Source organism: Janthinobacterium aestuarii, assembly GCF_046113285.1.
Lineage (GTDB): Bacteria > Pseudomonadota > Gammaproteobacteria > Burkholderiales > Burkholderiaceae_D > Janthinobacterium.
Genome location: NZ_CP142524.1, coordinates 17005 through 36405 on the forward strand (window position 1 = coordinate 17005; position 19401 = coordinate 36405).

Annotated in this window: 15 protein-coding genes; 7 read left to right on the top strand and 8 right to left on the bottom strand. The window is 65.5% G+C overall.

Features of this window, described 5'->3' with window-relative positions:
- Window positions 1-24: 24 nt before the first annotated feature.
- The 4 genes from OX462_RS00085 to OX462_RS00100 form a co-directional block, all read right to left on the bottom strand.
- The gene (locus OX462_RS00085; RefSeq protein ID WP_409027505.1) at window positions 25-1413 is read right to left on the bottom strand and encodes an efflux transporter outer membrane subunit; all 1389 of its coding nucleotides are present in this window, start codon (window positions 1411-1413) and stop codon (window positions 25-27) included.
- On the bottom strand, window positions 1410-4502 hold the full coding sequence (locus OX462_RS00090) for a MexW/MexI family multidrug efflux RND transporter permease subunit (RefSeq protein ID WP_409027506.1): 3093 nt from the start codon (window positions 4500-4502) through the stop codon (window positions 1410-1412). The genes OX462_RS00085 and OX462_RS00090 overlap by 4 nt, the downstream gene beginning before the upstream one ends.
- Before the next feature lie 12 nt (window positions 4503-4514).
- Entirely contained in the window at window positions 4515-5615 is a 1101-nt protein-coding gene (locus OX462_RS00095; RefSeq protein ID WP_409027507.1) for an efflux RND transporter periplasmic adaptor subunit, read from the bottom strand.
- A gap of 83 nt (window positions 5616-5698) precedes the next feature.
- Complete coding sequence (locus tag OX462_RS00100; RefSeq protein ID WP_070312690.1) at window positions 5699-6181, bottom strand: DUF2165 family protein; 483 nt, start codon at window positions 6179-6181, stop codon at window positions 5699-5701.
- 125 nt (window positions 6182-6306) lie between these two features.
- Here OX462_RS00100 and OX462_RS00105 point away from each other — a divergent pair, with 125 nt between their 5' ends.
- Entirely contained in the window at window positions 6307-6966 is a 660-nt protein-coding gene (locus OX462_RS00105; protein ID WP_070223362.1) for a helix-turn-helix transcriptional regulator, read from the top strand.
- Here the strand turns inward: OX462_RS00105 and OX462_RS00110 are convergent.
- On the bottom strand, window positions 6963-8228 hold the full coding sequence (locus tag OX462_RS00110) for an MFS transporter (RefSeq protein ID WP_070223295.1): 1266 nt from the start codon (window positions 8226-8228) through the stop codon (window positions 6963-6965). The two genes, OX462_RS00105 and OX462_RS00110, sit on opposite strands and share 4 nt — an antisense overlap.
- 112 nt (window positions 8229-8340) lie before the next feature.
- On the opposite strand from OX462_RS00110, the gene OX462_RS00115 reads away from it, so the two are divergent.
- Window positions 8341-9240, top strand: a complete 900-nt coding sequence (locus tag OX462_RS00115; protein ID WP_409027508.1) for a LysR substrate-binding domain-containing protein — start codon at window positions 8341-8343, stop codon at window positions 9238-9240.
- On the opposite strand, the gene OX462_RS00120 is transcribed toward OX462_RS00115, so the two are convergent.
- Window positions 9237-9989 carry an SDR family oxidoreductase gene (locus tag OX462_RS00120; protein WP_070223291.1) on the bottom strand — a complete coding sequence of 251 codons (753 nt, stop codon included), beginning with the start codon at window positions 9987-9989 and terminating at the stop codon, window positions 9237-9239. The two genes, OX462_RS00115 and OX462_RS00120, sit on opposite strands and share 4 nt — an antisense overlap.
- A gap of 117 nt (window positions 9990-10106) precedes the next feature.
- The gene (locus tag OX462_RS00125; RefSeq protein WP_409027509.1) at window positions 10107-11138 is read right to left on the bottom strand and encodes a methyltransferase domain-containing protein; all 1032 of its coding nucleotides are present in this window, start codon (window positions 11136-11138) and stop codon (window positions 10107-10109) included.
- A gap of 129 nt (window positions 11139-11267) precedes the next feature.
- Between OX462_RS00125 and OX462_RS00130 the strand changes: the two genes are divergently transcribed.
- Both OX462_RS00130 and OX462_RS00135 read left to right on the top strand, forming a co-directional pair.
- Window positions 11268-12158 carry a helix-turn-helix domain-containing protein gene (locus OX462_RS00130; protein WP_409027510.1) on the top strand — a complete coding sequence of 297 codons (891 nt, stop codon included), beginning with the start codon at window positions 11268-11270 and terminating at the stop codon, window positions 12156-12158.
- 57 nt (window positions 12159-12215) lie between these two features.
- Window positions 12216-12620 carry a VOC family protein gene (locus tag OX462_RS00135; protein ID WP_070223284.1) on the top strand — a complete coding sequence of 135 codons (405 nt, stop codon included), beginning with the start codon at window positions 12216-12218 and terminating at the stop codon, window positions 12618-12620.
- 123 nt (window positions 12621-12743) lie between these two features.
- On the opposite strand, the gene OX462_RS00140 is transcribed toward OX462_RS00135, so the two are convergent.
- Entirely contained in the window at window positions 12744-15614 is a 2871-nt protein-coding gene (locus OX462_RS00140; protein WP_409027511.1) for an insulinase family protein, read from the bottom strand.
- Between the two features lie 283 nt (window positions 15615-15897).
- On the opposite strand from OX462_RS00140, the gene OX462_RS00145 reads away from it, so the two are divergent.
- Genes OX462_RS00145 through OX462_RS00155 form a run of 3 tightly spaced genes read left to right on the top strand, consistent with a single transcriptional unit; the run spans window position 15898 to window position 19213 of the window.
- Window positions 15898-17310: a HAMP domain-containing sensor histidine kinase gene (locus tag OX462_RS00145; RefSeq protein WP_409027512.1), complete on the top strand. Its 1413-nt coding sequence runs from the start codon at window positions 15898-15900 to the stop codon at window positions 17308-17310.
- Entirely contained in the window at window positions 17307-17849 is a 543-nt protein-coding gene (locus tag OX462_RS00150; protein ID WP_409027513.1) for a hypothetical protein, read from the top strand. Before OX462_RS00145 ends, OX462_RS00150 begins: the two co-directional genes overlap by 4 nt.
- Window positions 17846-19213 carry a sigma 54-interacting transcriptional regulator gene (locus OX462_RS00155; protein ID WP_121670765.1) on the top strand — a complete coding sequence of 456 codons (1368 nt, stop codon included), beginning with the start codon at window positions 17846-17848 and terminating at the stop codon, window positions 19211-19213. The genes OX462_RS00150 and OX462_RS00155 overlap by 4 nt, the downstream gene beginning before the upstream one ends.
- Window positions 19214-19401: the final 188 nt, after the last annotated feature.

Genomic DNA, 19401 nt, shown 5'->3' on the forward strand with positions numbered 1-19401 from the left:
GGATTTCCTCCTGATCGAAAAATGCTACATAGTTTGCCCCCATCCCAGCGCCTTGTACAGGGCAATCGCATCGATGTAGGACGCCGTCTCCGCCAGCAGCGCTTCGCGCCGGATATCGTACAAGGCGCGCTGGTTTTCCAGCACGGCCTGATAGCTGCCGGCACCGCCCGCATAGCGCGTGCTGGCGATGCCGAGGGCCGCGTTGCCGTGGCGCGCCGATTCCAGCAGGGAGGCCAATCGCGTCTGGTTTTCCGCCAGCTGCGTGACGGCGTTTTCCACGTCTTCCTGCGCCAATAACATCGTGTGTTCATAGCGTGCCAGCGCGCCCTGCGCCTCGGCCTGCGTGCCGCGCAAGCGTGCCCTGACGCTGCCCAGGCGGAAGGCCGGATAGCTGACGGAGGGTGCCACCTCAAAGGCGCGCGCGCCGCCGTCGAACACGCCGCTGCCGCGCAGTGCGAAGAAGCCCAGAAAGCCGCCGAGACTGAGGCGCGGATACAGGTCGGCCGTGGCGGCACCCACGTCTTCGCTGGAGGCGGCCAGCAGGCGCTCGGCGCGCACCACGTCGGGCCGCTGCTTGATCAGCTGATTCACGTCGCCGAGGGGCAGCTGGCCCGCCAGCGGCGCCTGTTGCTGGGGCTTGGTGGCCAGCGCGATGGCGCCAGGCACTTGCCCGCTCAGCACATCGAGCCGGTACTGCGCCTGGCGCAGGCCCGCCTGCAACGGTGGCAATGCCGCCTCGCTGCGCGCCAGGTTGGCCAGTGCGTTGTGGCGTTCTTCCGGCAAGCCGCTGCCGGCACGGATGCGCGCGTCGATCAATGCCACCGTGTCGCGCCAGCTTTGCACCTGCGCCTGCGTCAGCGCCAGGTTTTGCTGGTAGCCCAGCGCCTCGTAATAATTGCGCGCCACCTCGGCGGCGATCGTCAGCCGCACTTGCCGCAAGTCCGCCTGCGCCGCATCGGCGCGCGCCTGCGCCGAACGGCTCATGTGCGCCAGGCGGCCGAACAGGTCGATCTCCCATTGCGCGTCGAATCCCACGCGCGTGCTGGCGCTGGCGGTGCGGCTGTCGGGCGTGTTTTGCTGCACCGTGCGCTGCCAGCCGGCCTGGCCCGTGACAGTGGGCAGTTCGTCGAGCCGACGTTCGTCGAAGACGGCGCGCGCGGCCAGCAGGTTGGCCTGCGCCTGGGCGATATCGAGGTTGTGTTCGAGCGCGCTGGCGATCAGCTGCGACAGCCGTGCATCATCGAAAAACGTCCACCAAGCGGCCTCGCTGACGGCGCCCGTGCCAGCTGCGAATTGCGCTTGCTGCGGGCTGGCCAGGGTGATGGCGGGCGTGCCCGGCATGACGTAGGCGGGGCTGACGGCGCAGCCGGCCAGCACGGGGAAAAGGGCAATAAGATAGCGGTAATTTTTCATACGGATTCCTTCAGCGCCTGCGACAGGTCGCGGGCGCGCGGCGTGGCATGGTCGGCCGTGTGGCGGCGGGCCAGAAAGGTGTACACGGTGGGCAGCACGAACAGGGTGAAGAAGGTGCCGATCAACATGCCCGAGACGATCACGACACCGAGGCCGAAGCGGCTGTTGGCACCCGCGCCGGAAGCGAACAGCAGCGGCACGAGGCCCACCACCATGGCGGCCGTCGTCATCAAGATCGGGCGCAGGCGGATCTGCGCCGCCTTGCGGATGGCCGTGATGCGGTCGAGCTGTTCATGCACCTGCAATTCGTTGGCAAATTCCACCATCAGGATGCCGTGCTTGCTGATCAAGCCGATCAGGGTCACCAGGCCGATCTGCGTGTAGATGTTGACGGTGGCGTAGCCGAGCGCCAGCGGAATCAGGGCGCCGCAAATCGACAGCGGTACCGTGATCAGGATGATCAGCGGGTCCGTCAGGCTTTCGTACTGGGCCGCCAGCACCAGGTAAATCACGACGACGGCCGCCAGGAAGGCCAGCAGAAGGGCATTGCCTTCCGTGGCGAACTGGCGCGCATCTGATTGCCAGTCGTAGCTGAAGCCGGGCGGCAGGGTTTTCGCCACGCCATCGAGGAAGGCGACGGCGTCGCCCAGGGTCACGCCGGGCGCCGGCACGCCCTGGAAGGTGGCCGCGTTTTGCTGATTGAACTGCGTCAGCATGTTCGGCTCGATCTGTTCGCTCACCGAGACGACGGCGGACAGGGGCAGCAGGCTGCCATCGTCGGCGCGCACGTACTGCTGCGTCAGGGCTTGCGCCGTGAGTCGCTGTTCGCGCGGGCTTTGCGCGATGACGTCATAGGCGCGGCCATCCATGCCGAAGCGGTTCAAATAATTTTCGCCCACCAGCACGGCCAGCGATTCGCCGATGTCCTGCATGCGGATGCCCAGGCTGTTCGCCTTCGAGCGGTCCACGCGCACTTTCACCACGGGGTTGTTGTAATCGAGGTCGCTGTCGACGACGGCAAACAGGCCGCTGTCGCGCGCGCGCTGCTTGACGTCTTCCATGGTGCGGAACAGGGTGGCGTAATCCTGCGCGCTGCGCAGCACCATCTGCACGGGCAAGCCGCCGCTCGATCCGGGCAAGGGCGCTAGCTGGAAGGCGAAGATGCTGGTGCCTTCCACGTCGCCCACGGCGTGCTGCAATTCCGCCTGGATGACGGCCGCGTTGCGCGCGCGTTCGGCCCACGGCGTCAGGTTGATGCCGCCGATGCTCGATGCCGGACCTTCGCCGCCGTTGATGATCCAGCGCGAGTGCGTTTCGGGGATATGCTTGTAGATGGCATCGAGCTTGTACGAAAAGCGTTCGACGTAATCGAGGTTGGCGTGCTGCGGCGCCTTGATCGCCGTCAACACGCTGGCCTGGTCTTCCGCCGGCGCCAGTTCGCGCTGCGGCAGCAGGTACAGGAACGGCAGACTCACCATCACCAGCGCGGCGAAACCGGCACTCAGCCAGCGGTGGTGCAGCGAGCGGTCCAGCAGGCGCGCATAGCGGCTGGTCAAACCTTCGAAGAAATGCTCGGCGGCGCGCGCCATGCGCCCTTCCGATTGTTTCGGCTGCAGCAGCAAGGAGCTCATCACGGGAGACAGGGTCAATGCCACCACGCCCGACACCACCACGGCGCCGGCCAGGGTCAGCGCGAATTCCTTGAACAGCGCTCCCGTGAGGCCCCCCATCATGCCGATGGGCGCATACACGGCCGCCAGCGTGATCGTCATGGCGATCACGGGGCCGGCCACTTCGCGCGCACCGACCAGCGCGGCGGCCACGGGCGTCTTGCCTTCCTCGATATGCCGGTGCACGTTTTCCACCACGACGATGGCGTCGTCGACCACCAGGCCCACGGCCAGCACCATCGCCAGCAGGGTGAGCAGATTGATGCTGAAGCCGAAGGCCAGCATCAGCGCCGCCGCGCCCAGCATCGACAGCGGAATCGTCACGACGGGAATCAGCACGGAGCGCAGGGAACCCATGCACAGATAGATGACGATGACGACAATGAGAAGCGCTTCGAGCAGGGTGTGCGCCACCTCCTCGATGGACGACTGGATGAAGCGCGCCGTCTCGAACGCCAGCTCCACTTTCACGCCGGGCGGCAGGGTTTTCTGGATCTCGGGCAGCAGCTTCTTGATGCCGTCGACGATCACCAGCGGGTTGCCGCCCGGCGTGGGCGACAGGCCCAGGTACACGGCCGGCACGCCGTCCATGATGCCGCTCGTTTCCGTGGCGGCCGCGCCCAGTTCCACCGTGCCCACGTCCTTCAGGCGCACGAGCGACGCGCTGTCATCGCCGCCCTTGCGGATGACCATGTCGCGGAACTCGGCCACGCTGGTCAGATCCGTGTTGACGCTGATGTTGGAGACGACGAATTGTCCCTTCACCTTGCCCGGCGCCGCCTGGTAGTTATTGCGCCGCACGGCGTCGGCCACGTCGGCTGCCGTCAAGCCGCGCGCCGCTAATTTTGCCGGGTCGATCCACAAACGCATGGCCAGCTGCTGGCCGCCGTACACGTCGACCTTGGCCACGCCGTCGATGGTGGCGAACATCGGCTGCACCACGCGCGCCAGATAGTCCGTCAGCGCGGGCGCCGAGACGCTCTCGCTGGCAAAGCCCACGTAGGCGACGGCCGAGGAATCGCCGGCCGAGCGCTCGATGACGGGGTCAAAAGCACCTTCGGGCAGCTTGTAGCGCACCTGGTTGACCTTGGCCATCACTTCCGTCAGCGCCTGCGTGGAATCGCGGTTCAATTCCATGCGCACGGTGACCGTGCTGCTGCCCTGCACCGAGGACGAGGTCAGATAATCGATGCCTTCCACCGACGACACGGCTTGCGCGATCGGCTGCGTGACAAAACCCTGCATCAGTTCTGCCGAGGCGCCCGGATACGTGGTTTTCACCGTGATGGTCGATGATTCGAGCATCGGATACTGGCGGATCGGCAGCTGCAGGATGGCGACCACGCCCAGCATCAAAATCAGGGTACTGATCACCAGCGCCAGCACGGGGCGGCGCACGAATAAATCGGTAAATTTCATTGTGTGCGCTCCTTAGGAACCGGCCTTGGGCGCGGCGCGCTTGGCCTCGTCCAGGGTATTGGCCACGGCTTGCACGGCCATGCCGTCGGCCAGTTTCAGCTGGCCCGAAGCGACCACACGCTGCCCTTCGCGCAAACCGTCCAGGATGGCGACACGGCCCCCTGCCCGCTCGCCCAGTTTGACGCCCACGCGCTTGACGGTGAGCGGCTGTTTGCCCTCCTGCTGCGCGACAAACACCGTGTCGCCGTAGGCGCTGTAGGTCACGGCCGTTTCCGGCACCGTCAGCTGCTGGCCCGCTTCGCGCGCCACGCGCACATTCGCGTACATGCCCGCTTTCAGGGCGCCGCGCGGATTGGAGAGCGCCGCCTGCACCTGCACCATGCGCGAGCGGGCGATCAGCGGGTCGATGGCGTTGATCTTCGCTGTAAAAACGTCGCCCGGATAGGCGTCCACCAGCACTTGCACGGCCTGGCCCGGCGCCAGCTTGGCGCTGCTCTGCTCATCGAGGGCGAAGTTCACCAGCAGCGACTTCGTGTCGATCAGGCTGGCCACCGTGTCGGCCGCATTCAGGTACTGGCCCGCGTGCACCTTGCGGATGCCCAGCTGCCCCGCGAACGGGGCGCGGATGGTCTTTTGCGCGATCAGCGCTTCCGTCTGGCGCACGTCGCCCAGGGCCGCGTCGCGCGCGGCCAGCGCAGTGTCGAGCTGCTCCTGCGTGGCCGCCTTTTCCTTGACCATTTGCAGCGTGCGCGCATGGCTGCTTTCCGCGTTTTTCAGCTGCGCGCGCTGGCGCAGCAGCATTGCCTGTTCTTGGGCGTCATTGAGCTGTACCAGCACGGCGCCGGCCGCCACGGTTTGCCCCGATTCGAAGCGGATCTGCGTGATCCGGCCGCCCGTTTCGGCCGCCACTTGTACTTGCCGCGCCGCTTCCAGTTCGCCCACGCCGGCAAAAAAGCGTTCCTGCGTGCCCAGCACGACAGGGACCAGCGCCACCTTGGTGGCCGGGTAAGCGGCGGCATCGGCCGCATGCGAGTCGGCGCGGGGGTATAGCGCGGCACCGGCGACGGCCAGGGCGATGGCCAGCGCGGAGGCGCCGACGATTTTCGTATTCATGATGAAGTCCTTTACAGCAGTACAAAGGGAAAAGTACAAAGAGGGAAAAGTACAAAGGGAAGAAGAGGCGCAGCGGAGGCTGGTCAGGTCCGCTGCGCGTTGAAGAGTACAAACAGGGCTATGGTCCACAGCAGCAGCACCAGGTGCGTCGTCTGCAAGCCTTCCTGCGCGATCCAGTAGCCGAACCACAGGCCGCCCAGGTGCATCAGCAGCAAAAAGGCGGCCATGGCGCACAAGGCCAGGTTCAGCCAGGGCAAGCCAGCAGCCAGGCCGCCGCCGAACAACAGCGCCACGCCCGTCCAGGCGGCGATGGCGGCCAGCAGTTGCAGCGCCAGCACCACGCCCAGCGAGAGCCGATGCAAGGTCAATGAGGTGAGCGCGCGGCGCAGCAGCGGCGTCTGGATGGTCGGGTCCTGGCGCAGCGGGTCCATGCGCATGGTGTTGCCGATGGCCCAGACGGAGCCGTGGAAGGCGTGCAGGTTGTTGATGGCGGCCAGGGTGAGCCAGGAGGCCAGGCCGGTAGCGAGGATGGCGTGAAACAGCCAGATGGAGTGAGACAGTTGCATGGGAAAATCCTGTCAAAAGAGTACCTTGCCGGCATGCAGGCGTGGAAACTCCTCGACAGCGGGGAGCTACCGGCCTATTATGCAAGCAATTAGTTGGTTAACTGGCCCCATGATAGTTGAGCGAAATGAATTACACAAGTAAACGTTTGGATAATAGCGAAGCGCCGCAAACGACGGAGCGCATCCTGTATTTCATCAAGACCAAGGGACCCGTCTCCACGGCGACCCTGGCCAAGACCCTGGACATGACGGGCGAGGCGGCGCGCCAGCAAGTGCAAAAGCTGGTGGCGGCAGGCCTGATCGAAGGACGCCAGGAAGCGCAGGCGGGCGCGGGACGGCCGCGCCAGAACTGGGTCTTGACGGAAGCGGGCAATGCGCGCTTTCCCGACACGCATGCGCAACTGACGATCAAGCTGATCGGTTCCGTGCGCCAGCTGTTCGGCGAGGCGGGGCTGGATAAACTGATCACGCAGCGCGAAGAGGAAAGCCGCAGCGCGTACGCCTTGGCGTGTTCGGCGCCGGACTTGCCCACGCGGCTGCAGCAGTTGGCCGCCGTGCGCGATGAAGAGGGGTATATGGCGCGCGTGGAAGCGGACGGCGACGACTGGCTGCTGATCGAAGACCACTGCCCCATCTGCGCCGCGGCGCGCACCTGCCAGGGCTTTTGCCGCTCCGAACTGCAGCTGTTCCAGGAAGTGGTGGGGCCAAGCGCCAGCATCGTGCGCGAGCAGCACGTGCTGGCGAACGCGATGCGCTGCGTTTACCGGATTTCGCCGCTTTCTTAAGGCTTCGGAAACAGCGGCCAGGTCAGTAGCGCCACCAGTCCCGCCAGCCACCATACGACGGGCCAGTTGCTGGCCGCCAGCAGGTGCGGGATGGCCATCGGCGTGAGGAACAGCCCCACGTAGACGGCCGTGTTCGCCATGCCCAGGGCCGTGCCCGCGTTGGCGCCGCCCGCTTCCGTGGCCAGCTCCGTGTAGGCCACGCCATGCCAGGCGGACACGGCGATGCCGGCGAGCACCACGGCGGCCATCAGCAGCCAGCCCGGCGCCTCCAGCCAGGCGATGCATCCCAGCAAAATGAATGCAGCCAGCGCCACCAGGGCCGAGCCGCGCAGGTAGGCGGGCCGGTTCGCGTGGCGGTCCGTATGGCGTCCGCTCCAGATGCGCATCACCATGGCGCCCGCCTGCAGGGCCACCATCACGGCCGTGATGGCCGCCAGGCCCAGGCCGCCATGGTCGTGCAGGAAGACGGTGGCGTAGCTGAGCACGGCAAACTGGGGCACGCACAGCAAGCCGATGGCGGCCACCATGCGCCAGACCTTTCGATTGCGTAACGGTGGCAGTGGCTTGATCCCGGACAGGCTTTTGGACGCATTGTGCGGCCCCTTGGCGGCCTCGGCAGAGAAATCGGGCTCATGCATCCAGCGCCACGTAAAAAACGCCGACAGGCCGCATACGAGGGCCAGGGCGCCAAACACGGGCATGAAGCCGTAGCGCGATGCCAGGCTGGGCAGGATGAGGGCGCCGAGGCCGCCGCCCAGCGGCACGGCCGTCTGGCGGATGCTCATGGCAAAACCCCGTTCGCCGGGGCCGAACCAGCGCATCACGGCGCGGCCGCTGGCGCCGTTCACGCTGCCTCCCAGCACGCCGACCAGCGCCAGCCCCGCCGCTAGCGCCCATAACGGCGGCACGGACCCGCCAGCGGGCGTAATCCACAGCAGCAAGGCCAGCAGCGCCAGCATGGTGCCCAGCAAGCCGGTCAGCAGCACGGGACGGTCGCCCCAGCGGTCGGTGGCGATGCCCCATGGCAATTCGGTCAGGGCCACGCCCAGGCCCATGGCGCCCAGCGCCACCCCCAGTTCTGTATTGCTCAGGTGATAGCCGCTGCGCAGCCAGATGGCCGTGGTGGGCATGCCGTTGGCGGCGGCGGAAAAGCTGGCATTGGCCGCCACGCCGACGGCGAGCACTTTCCAGCGGTGGGCGTCGCCCAGCACGGGCGCGGTGACGGGGACAGGAACGGGAATGGCTTGGCAACTGGTGTTCATGGCAGGGAGAGAAAAGTGGTTGACCCTGACAGTGTCGCGCGCTACGATCATTCTGAATATCAGATAATTTGTGCTACACCATCCCATAAAACCGGACGATCACCGCCACGCCATGAGCCTGCTTAATTTCGACATCGCCTTTCTGCGCAGCTATGTGGCTGGCATCGAGCTGGGCAGCTTTGCCCGCGCGGCCGACAAGGTGGGCCGTTCCACCTCGGCCGTCAGCGCGCAGCTGAAAAAACTCGAGGAGCAGGCGGGCATGCCGTTGTTCCGCAAGGATGGCCGGGGCCTGGCGCTGACGCCGGCCGGCGACGTGCTGCTCGGCTATGCGCGCCGCCTGCTGGAACTCAACGACGAGGCGGCCGTCGCCTTGCGCGGGGCGGAGCTGGAAGGGTGGATCCGGCTGGGCTTGCAGGAGGATTTTGGCGAAGCCTTGCTGCCTGACGTGCTGGGGCGTTTTGCCCGCGCGCATCCGAAAGTGCGCATCGAGGCGCACGTGGCGCGCAACACGGCCCTGATGGAAGGGCTGGCCATGGGCCAGCTGGACCTGGCCCTGCTGTGGGGCGGCGCCTGTATCGCCGACGTGGCCGAATATCCGCAGCAGCAGCGCCAGCATATTGCCCAACCGTCCATGCGCTGGATCGCCTCGTCCAGCCTGGCCTGGCGCCCCGAGTCGGGCGAGCCTTTGCCGCTCATTACGTTCGACCGCGAATGCCTGTTCCAGCGCTGCGCCACGCAGGCGCTCGATGGGGCCGGCATCGCCTGGCGCACGGCGTTTACCAGTCCCAGCCTGGCGGGACTGTGGGCGGCGGCAGCAGCCGGGCTGGGCGTGACGGTGCGCACGGGCCTGGGCTTGCCCTCGACCGTGCGCGCGCTCGATCACGTGGAAGCGGGCTTGCCCGCCCTGCCTCCGCTGTCGCTGGAATTGCTGCGCGCCTCAAGCGTGTCCAGGCCGCCCGTCGAGCGCCTGGCCGGCTTGATCATCGAGTCGCTGCAACAGGATGCCGCTTAAAACGCCTGCGCCGTCGGGCGCAGCACGATCTCATTGATAGCCACGTCGGCCGGCTGCTCGATCGCATACGCGATGGCGCGCGCCACGGCATCGGCGGGAATGGCGATCTGGTAGAACTCCTTGACGGCCTTGGCGCTCTCGGCGTGGCTGCTGCCCTGGCTCAATTCCGTGTCGACGGCGCCCGGCGCAATGACGGTGGTGCGGATGGTGCCGCCGCTGGCCGCCAGCTCGTGGCGCAAGCCTTCTGAAATGGCGCTGACGGCAAACTTGGTGCCGCTGTAGACGGTGCCGCCCGGGCTGAAGACTTTTTGTCCCGCCACCGACGAGATATTGATGAAGTGGCCGCTGTTTTGCGCCTGGAAGTATGGCAGGACGGCGGCGATGCCGTTCAACACGCCTTTGATGTTGATATCGATCATGTTGTTCCACTCGTCGACTTGCAAGGCGCTCATCGGCGCGATGGCCATCAGCCCCGCATTGTTGATCATCACATCGACCTTGCCGAACACGGCCAGGGCCGTGTCGACCAGGCGCTTCAGGTCGCCCGCCTGAGTGACGTCGGTCTGGGCAATGGCGGCCTGGCCGCCGGCGGCCGTGATTTCCTCGGCGATGGTATTAAGCAAATCCATGCGGCGCGCACCGAGCACGACGCAGGCGCCCAATGCGGCCAGATGGCGCGCGGTGGCTTCGCCCAGGCCGCTGCTGGCACCGGTGATGAGGACGACTTTCCCTGCAATAGCTTGACTCATGATGGGTTCCTTGTGAAGGCAGCACAGTGCTGCGGATGACATCGATCAATGCCGGCACAGCTTAGCGCATTTGCGTCCTTTTTTGCTATAAAAAAGATAATTGCTAAATGGTAATTGTTAGGCACGAGCAATCAGCACCTGCACGGGGGCCATGGGAAAATCGCTGGCGCCGTATTGCTCCACTTGCCGCCAGCCCGTGTCGCGCAGCAGCTGCGCCAATTCACCGTGCCGTGTCACCGTGCGGCCCAGCATGCGCATCGGCAAGTAATACGGCAGCACGCGCGCCGCGTCGCCCGGCGCCGCCGCGATTTCCGCCTGCACGCAGACGAGCACGCCACCGGGCTTCAAGGCCGCCTGCATCTTGCGCAAGGCAGCCGCCATGTCTGGCACGAAATGCAGCACGGACGAGCACCAGATGAGGTCGTAGCCGCCGCCGATATCGTCGCTGTCCAGGTCGCCGCCCAGGGTCTCCAGGCGGTCGGATAGCTGGGCATGGGCGATGTTCGCGGCCGCCACGGCCACCGTTTCCGGCCAGTCGAAAACGCAGCCATGCACGCCCGCATGGGCTTGCGCCAGCGCAATGGCAACCCAGCCGGGACCGCCGCCCGCGTCGAGCAGGCGCAGCGGCGTGTTGCCGTCCGCAAACGGGGCGACGCGCTGCATCACGCACAGGGCCGCGCGCATGGTGACGGCGCGCTGCTCCTGGCCGATCTGCTGCTGCGCGGCGGTGGCCCAGTTGACCCCGCTCGCCGTGCTGTAGGGCGTTACTTTTCCGCCGTCGCGCACCAGGGTGTTGAGCTGTGTGGCGAAATGGCGCAGCGCGTGCAGCCGGTATAGCCAGGCGTCGCCGCAAAAGGCAACAGCGTCGCGGCAGAAATACTGCAAGGTGGTGGCCGTGCAGCGGTAGCGTAGTGCCTCAGTATCGGCGCCGTCGCGCTCCAGCACCTGCATGCTCCAAAGCAATTCCAGCAGCAAGGCCGTGTGCGGCCCATGTAGCGACAGGACGTCCGCCAGTTGCGCCGGCGTGTGCGGCGTGGCCAGCACCTCGAAAATACCCAGTTCCAGGGCGGCGGCCAGTCCATCGGCCTGGACGGGCGCGACGGCCAGGTCCCAGTACGGTTGCAAAGCGTGTTGCGTATCGAATGACATGATCTTCCTTTCGGCGAGGTGGGCATCAGCATCATTTTATGCAACAATGAGAATAATTATCATTTGCATTTGTATGCGCGGCGGCGTATTTCGTATGCGGGACGGCGCGCGGGAAAACGGGGAGGAGCGATGAGGGGACAGGAGAGGGAAGCGGCAGGCTGGACGCGGCGCCAGCTGGACCCGGGGTTGAAAGAGTGCCGCGCCGACCAGCGCCAAGTCGACCAGGGTTTGCTGCTCGTGCATTCCGACTACCGGCCACGGCTTGCGCTCGTCGAGCAATCGCAGCATGACGACGGGGGCGGCATGGTGATCACCATCGGCCTGGAAGGCGCGTCCGCCTACGCCACGCGCGATGGCGAACAATTGTGCTTCCAGGGCGGCCATACGACGATGACGGTGTTTCGCCACGTCAGCGGCGAGCGCCGTTTCGAGGCGCATCAACGGGCGGCGCAGTTGCGCGTGCTGGTCGATGAAGACGCGCTGGCGCGCTACTGGCCGGAGGGATTGGCATCTCTGCTGCCCCACGGCGGCGCGCGCCAGCTGGCGCATGCGGCCACCACGGCGGCCGCTACCCTGCACGCCCGCTCGCTGCTGCGCGCGACGGACCCGCTGGCCGTGCATATCAGCGTGCTCAGTATCCTGGCGGAACAGCTGCGGGGACTGCGGCCTGCGCCCGTTCTTGTACCGCGCTGGTCCGAGGCCGACATCGTCAAATTGGAACGCGTCTACGCGCTGATGCAGGAGCAGATGGCGCAGGCACTCACGCTCGATTACCTGTGCGCGCAAGCGGGCTTGAGTTTGTTCAAGCTCAAGCAGGGATGGCGCTACCGCTACAACGACAGCCCCCAGCGCACCCTGCTGGCGCTGCGCATGCAGCGGGCAAAGTTACTGCTGGAAAATGGTTGCCAGGTGGCGCAGGCGGGCTGGCAAACGGGCTACCGTCACCCGGCCAATTTCAGTGCCGCCTTCAGCCGCTATTTCGGCTACGCGCCGAAGACCGTGGGACGCGCGGGCGCGTAAAAAGCCGGTGTAGAATCGGCGGGAAGCATCCATAACTACGACCCACAAGGAGACATGATGGCCCGCAAAATCTTTGTCAATCTGCCCGTCCAGTCGCTGGAACGCTCCGTGGCGTTTTTCACGGCGCTGGGCTTCAGTTTCAATGCCCATTTCACGGATGAAACGGCGACGTGCATGATCGTTGCCGACGATATCTTCGTGATGCTGTTGACGCACGACAAATTCAAGCAATTCACGCCCAAGCAGCTGTGCGATACCAAGGTGGCGACGGAAGTGCTCGTGTGTTTGTCGGCCGAGAGCCGGGGCGAAGTCGATGCGCTGGTGGCAAAAGCCGTCCAGGCGGGCGGCAGCATCTACAAGGAGCCGATCGATTTCGGCTTCATGTATGGCCACAGTTTCCAGGATCCCGATGGGCATCAGTGGGAATTGATGTACATGGAAGCAGGCGCCGTACCTGGCTGATCGGTGGTGGTGTCGGATTACGCGGCGTGCCGCCGCTAATCCGACCTACGCTACGGCTCAGGCAGATCGGGTAGGTCGGATTAGCGCGGCAAAGCCGCGCGTAATCCGACGTCTCCGGCCAGCTTAGGAAGCCAGCGCCAGCAGATCGACCACGTCCAGCCCGGCCAGGTCTTGCGTCGTATTGCCCGCAAACGCGGCGCGGCTTTGCTGGCCGTTTTTCAGCCAGGTGCGCGTGACGTCCTTGATCTGCGCCAGGGTGCAATTGAGCACGCCGGTGCGGAACTGCTGGCGCACGGCTTCCGTCGTGCCCCGCTGTTGCATGTTCCACGCCGTCAGCGCTTCCGCGTACGGCGAGTGCGGCTTGTCGAGGCCCTTGATGACGCAGATGATGGCTTCTTCCACCTGCTCTTGCGAGAAATCGCCGTCGAGGATCTGGTCGAGCGTCGTGCCGAAGTCGGCGAACGTGCCGGCCAGGCGCGGATCGCGGTAGGAGCTCAGCGTGAACGTGCCGGCGCCGGCCGCATAGCTGGCACTGCCGCCATACGCGCCGCCTTTTTCGCGCAGGGCCGTATGCAGCACCTGGTTGGTCATCAGTTCGGCGGCCACGGCCAGGGCCGAAGCGTCCGGATTGTGCACGCCTGGCACGGCCCAGGAAACGAAGCAATGGTTGATCTGGCTCGTCGCATGCAGGGCCGTGTTGGCCAGTGGCAAGGTAGCCGGAGCGGCGGCAACGGCTGGCGCGGCCGCCTCCGTGCTGGCGGCCGGCAACTCGAGCAGACGTGCCAGGGTGATGCCATCCTGCTCCAGGCCCGCGCACAGCACGGTCGGCTGCTGGGCGATGATGTGCGCATGCAGGGTGTCGAGTTCGCGCGCGATTTCCTGCAAGCCTGCCGATGTCTTGCTCAGCTGCTGCAAACGGCGGTAGAACGGCAATGCTGCCGGGCCGCCGACGATGTCGTCGAAGCGGCGCGTCGGCGACAGCGGCGCTGCCGAGGCCAGCATGGCGTAGCGGTTGCCCGATTCGGCCAGGCTGGAGAGTTTGTCCTGCACCAGGCTTTCGATCAGGAAGGCCAGGCGCTCTTCTTCATCGAAGCGTGGCTTGGCGATCCAGGCCGACAGCACGGCGGCGATCGCCGCATGTTCTTCGCGCAAGCCGCTGGCCGAGAACGACAATTCCACGCGCATCGCTTGCTGCGGGCGGGGAATGGCTTCCAGGCCGATGTGGAACGACGGCACCATGCTCTGGCGCCAGGCGCTGGCGTCGTCGAACGACATGTCGCCCACGCCCAGTTCCGGCGCCAGGTCCGTGTACAGGCGCAGCCATGGCCACGACGCTTCCGGCAAGCCCGACACGTCGTACAGCACGTTGGCATAGCTGATGCCGTTCGAGGCAATGCTGAACGCCACGGCGCCATCGACGGCCGGTGGAATCGGCAGGGCCGGGCGCGGCGCGGCGCTGACATCGCCAGGGCGGATGCGCGGCAGCACTTCCGAATTTGACGGCAGCTGCTGATGCGCTTCCAGCGCCGCCGACTCGGCCACGATGTGTTCGCGCTCGGCATCCGTCAGCTTTGCCTGCAGGGCCGCCAGTTTGGCGTCTTCCTGCGCGGCGCGGTCCGTGAAATAGGCGGCATCGGGCACCACGTGCGTCGTCAAACGGGTCGGGTTGGCGATCAGCTCGCGTACCAGCTGCTTGAAGAAGGCCGGGTCTTCGATCTGCTGTTCCAGGGTTTCCAGGATGGCCGCATTGTCGAAGGCATCCATCACGTTGCCGTCGTACATGGCCAGCGGCAAGGCGTGCAGCAAACGGCCCAGGCCGTAAGGCATGCGGCCGCTGCTGATTTCGCGCTGGCTGTATTTGATGTCGCGCAAGGCCGCGTGCAGCACGGCGGCGGGTATGCCCTCTTCCGCCGTTTCTTCCAAGGCCGTCCAGATGCGCTGGTGCGCATCGGCGATCTGTTCCTGCGTCAAACCTTCCATGCCGATGTGGAACACCATCTGGCGGATGCCCGCGTCGCGGCCATTCATGTCCGATGGGCGGCCATAGCCGGCCGATTCCATGGCGCGCATGACGGGCGCCGACGATTCGCCGAGCAAGCCGTGCGACAGCAAATGCGCGTGGTAGTAAGCGATGGGGTCGCTCGACTCGCCCATCAGCCAGGCAAATTGCAGGCCGAATTCATCGTCGCGCGCTTCCTGCGACGGAATCTTGACGATGTTTTCCTGCGGTGCCGTCCACGCGGGCGCCAGCTGCGGCAGGCGGCGCGGGCTAAAGCCGCTGAGCTTGGACAGCACGCGCTCGGCGACCTGCTCCTGCACGGCCGACGCTTCGATATTGCCGGCGGTCATGATCACGGCTTGCGAAGGATGGTAGTGACTGGCGTGGAATTCTTTCAGCATGGCATGCGTCAGCTCGGGGATGTCGAGCGGATCGCCGCCCGATTCCACTTCATACGTCGTGCCCTTGAGCAAGGCGCTGGCGATGCCGCTGTCGAGCGCACGCATGGGGCTGTTGAAGGCGCCCTTCATTTCATTGAAGACGATGCCCTGGTACACCAGCTTGTCGCCTTCGAACGCATGGCGCCAGCCTTCCTGGCGGAAATTCAGGTAATCGAGATTCGGGAAGAAGGCGGCGTCCAGGTACACGTCGAGCAGGTTGAAGAAATCCTTGCGGTCGGTGCTGGCGAACGGGTACACGGTGCGGTCCGGATAGGTCATCGCATTCATGAAGGTGGCCGTCGAGCGGCGCAGCATCGAGAAGAACGGGTCGCGCACCGGGTAGCGCGACGAACCGCACAGGGCCAGGTGTTCGAGGATGTGGGCGCGTCCGTCGCTCACTTCCGGCACAGTGGGAAATGCCACCAGGAACACCATCTCAGCCTGCTCGGTATGCATGTGGATATGGCGCATGCCCGTTGCTGGCTCGACATATTGCTCGATGGTTGCCTGCAAGACTGGAATGAAGTTGCTGCTGACTTTTTCAAATGTGCTCATGCGGTATGGGATCTCTTCGGTAGGTGATTCGGAGTGTCGGTGGGGCTGCATCACATGTGGGGGCAAAGTGGCGCAATGCCAGGGGCGGGGCCACTTTGATGCCTGCGTGAAGTTTTTCCCTATTGTACTAGGAGTATTCGTGCGCCGCCGCCGGGGCCTTGCTGGCGGCCGGAAAAGCGACAGTGTTGCAAAATTGATCATTGCAAGGTGGGTGGCGTCTCCGAATGAAAGCTTAGCGTACCATGCGCCTTTTGCACTCCAGACTGAACCGAAGGCGCCTACCTTGTCACGACTTTCCTTTCGCCAACTGTTATTTGCCGCCTTCATTTTGACGACGGGTATCTTGACGGCTACTTCCGTGCAAGCCCTGCTGACCCTGGAGCACCTGGCCCGGCTGGGGCGCGAGACGGCGGCGCAGGCGATTGCCCTGACGGAACAGTCGCAGCGCCTGTCCGAGCGTACCCTGGCCATGGAGCGCAGCGCGCGCCAGTTCCTCGTGCTGGACGACCCCGTGTTCCGCGAGCGTTACGCGGCGGCGCGCGAGGAAGCGACGGCGGCGCTGCAAGTGCTGAACCGCGCCACGCCCGAGTTCGCCCCCCAGCTGGCCGACGAATGGACGGTGCAGGCGCAATCGGCGTGGGAAGTGTTGCAAGCTGGAAAACGCCGCAAGCGCGATGGCCACGCCGTCGTGTACCGCGCGTTTGCCCGCATGGCGCAGATCAATGACAGCCTGGCGCGCGAAAGCAAGACGGAAATCGGCAGCCGCAATGACGCGCTGCTGGCCGAGCTGGAGCGCCAGCGCCGCCTGCTGGGCCTGCTGGTGGGCGGCGCCGTGCTGCTGGCGGCCGTGCTGGCCACCTGTTTCGGTTTTTTACTCTCGCGCCCGCTGCGCCGCATCGAGACGGCCATCGAGCGCCTGGGCGAGAAGCGCTACGACCAGCCCATCGTCGTCGGCGGCCCGGCCGACACGCGCCGCCTGGGCCAGCAGCTGGACTGGCTGCGCCAGCGCCTGGCGGACCTCGATGCCGACAAGGAACGTTTTCTGCGCCACATCTCACATGAGCTGAAAACCCCGCTGGCGGCCCTGCGCGAAGGCGTGGCCTTGCTGGAAGACGAGGTGGCGGGCAAGCTCAGCGACAGCCAGCGCGAAATCGCCGGCATCCTGCAGCAAAACACGGCCTCGCTGCAAACCCAGATCGAAGACTTGCTGCGCTACAATACCGCCGCTTTTGACGCCCAGCATCTGGCGCACAGCAAGGTCGACTTGCTGGTCTTGCTGCAAGATGTGGTGGCCGCGCAGCGCCTGCAATGGCTGGCGCGCCGTTTGACGGTCGAGGTGCAGGGCGAGTCCCTGATCGTGCAGGCCGACCGCGACAAGCTGGCCACCGCCCTGGCGAATTTGCTGTCGAATGCCGTGCGTTTCAGCCCGGAGGGCGGCACCGTGCGCTTCAGCCTGTCTTGCGAAGGCGGCCGCGTGCGCATCGATTGCATCGACGAGGGCGCCGGCGTGGCGCCCGAGGATGCCGCGCGCATTTTTGAACCGTTTTACCAGGGAGTGCGCCAGGCGGCCGGCGCGCGCAACGGCAATGGCATTGGCCTGTCCATCGTGCGCGAATATATCGCCGCCCACGATGGCAGCGTCACTCTTTTACCGCGCCAGGCTGGCGCGCATTTTCGGATAGAACTGCCCTTATGATGACGAGAACTTCCCTGGCCGGCATGGCCGCCTGTGCGCTGCTGTTGGGCGCTTGCGCCGCCAAGCCCCCCACCCAGACGCCCGTGCTGGTGCAGACGCCGCCGCGCGTGGTGGTCGTGGCCGACCCCCAGCTGGCCGAACTGCTCGCGTATCAGAGTGCCTTGCGCCTGATGACGCCGTCGGAACTGGCGAAAGCGCAGCTGGACCAGGCCAAGGCCGACCACGCGCCGCACAACACGATCCGCCGCGCCATGCTGCAGGCGACCGTGCGCGGCCCCGGCGACCTGGCCCGCGCGCAAGCGTTGCTGGAACCGCTGGCCACGGCCACGGGCAAGGATGCGCAGCTGCTGGCGCCGCTGGCGCAATTGCTCGGCAGCCAGTACGCGGAACTGCGCCGCCAGGAAGACAGCATCGACAAGCTCAACACGCAGTTGCGCGACGCGCAGCGCCGCATCGACTTGCTCAATGAAAAACTCGAGGCACTGAAAAACATCGAGCGCAGCCTGTCCGTGCGCCCTGCCGCGGGAGCGGCGAAATGAGCGAGCACGCCCACATCTTATTGGTCGACGACGACCCCGACCTGTTGCGCCTGCTGACCATCCGCTTGAAGGCGGGCAACTACCGCGTGACGGCCGTGGGCAGCGCGGAAGCGGCGCTGGCGCGCCTGGCCGTGGAATTGCCGGCCCTGGTCATTACCGACGTGCAATTGCCGGGCCGCGACGGCCTGGCTTTGTTCGATGAAATCCGCCGCCAGCACGCGGCCCTGCCCGTCATTCTGCTCACGGCGCACGGCACCATTCCCGACGCCGTCGACGCGACGGCGCGCGGCGCGTTTGCGTATCTGACGAAGCCGTTCGACGGCAAGCTCTTGATGGAAAAGGTGGCGTACGCCATCAACTTGTCCACCGTCATGCCGGCGCCCGCGTCCGGCGACGAAAGCTGGCGTGCCGAACTGATCAGCCGCAGTGCGCAGATGGCCGAGCTGCTGGCCGAAGCCAAGCTGGTAGCGGGGTCCGACGCCAGCATCCTGATCCGCGGCCCCAGCGGCACGGGCAAGGAATTGCTGGCGCGCGCGCTGCACAACGCCAGCCGCCGCGCCAAGGCGCCGTTCATCGCCGTCAACTGCGGCGCCATCCCCGAACAACTGCTGGAATCGGAACTGTTCGGCCACGTGAAAGGCTCGTTTACGGGCGCCGTGGGCAACCGCGAAGGTTTGTTTCAGGCGGCCGATGGCGGCACCCTGTTTCTGGACGAGATCGGCGACATGCCGCTGCCGCTGCAAGTCAAATTGCTGCGCGTACTGCAGGAACGGGCCGTGCGGCCCGTGGGCGCCGACCAGACGCGGCCCGTCGACGTGCGCTTATTGTCCGCCACGCACCGCGACCTCGATGTGGCCATGGCGGAAGGGCAATTCCGCGAAGACCTGTATTACCGCCTCAACGTGGTGACCTTGACCCTGCCGCCGCTGGCCGAGCGCCGCGAAGACATCGCCTTGCTGGCAAACCATTTTCTGCAGAAACTGGCCGCCAAGTATCAAAAAACCCTGAACGGCTTCGCGCCCGACGCCCTCACGGCGCTGGTGGCCGCGCCATGGCCCGGCAACGTGCGCCAGCTGGTCAATGTCGTCGAGCAAGTCTGCGCGCTGGCCACGGCGCCGCTGGTGCCCTTGTCGCTGGTGCAACGGGCCTTGCGCGTGCCGTCGCTGGAAGCGCTCAGCTATAACGAAGCCAAGCAGCGCTTCGAGCGCGACTACCTGATCCAGCTGCTGCGCCTGACGGACGGCAACGTGGCCGACGCGGCCCGCCTGGCTGACCGCAACCGCACGGAGTTCTACCGTTTATTGCAGAAATATGAGCTGACGCCGGCCCTGTTCCGGGCCGACGGCGACCCTGTCGCTGATTAGCGACAAAAATAAAGCGTTAAAAATCAGCGGCTTAGCCTGAAACATTGATATTGTTGCCACATTCTGTCGCTGACAGGCGACAAAAAGCCCCGTTTTTCGGGCCATATCCGGCGGAAACGGCCTGGAAAAATCGAGTTTGCATGTAAGTCGTTGATTTTTAATGAAATTTAAAAGCTGGCACGGTGCTT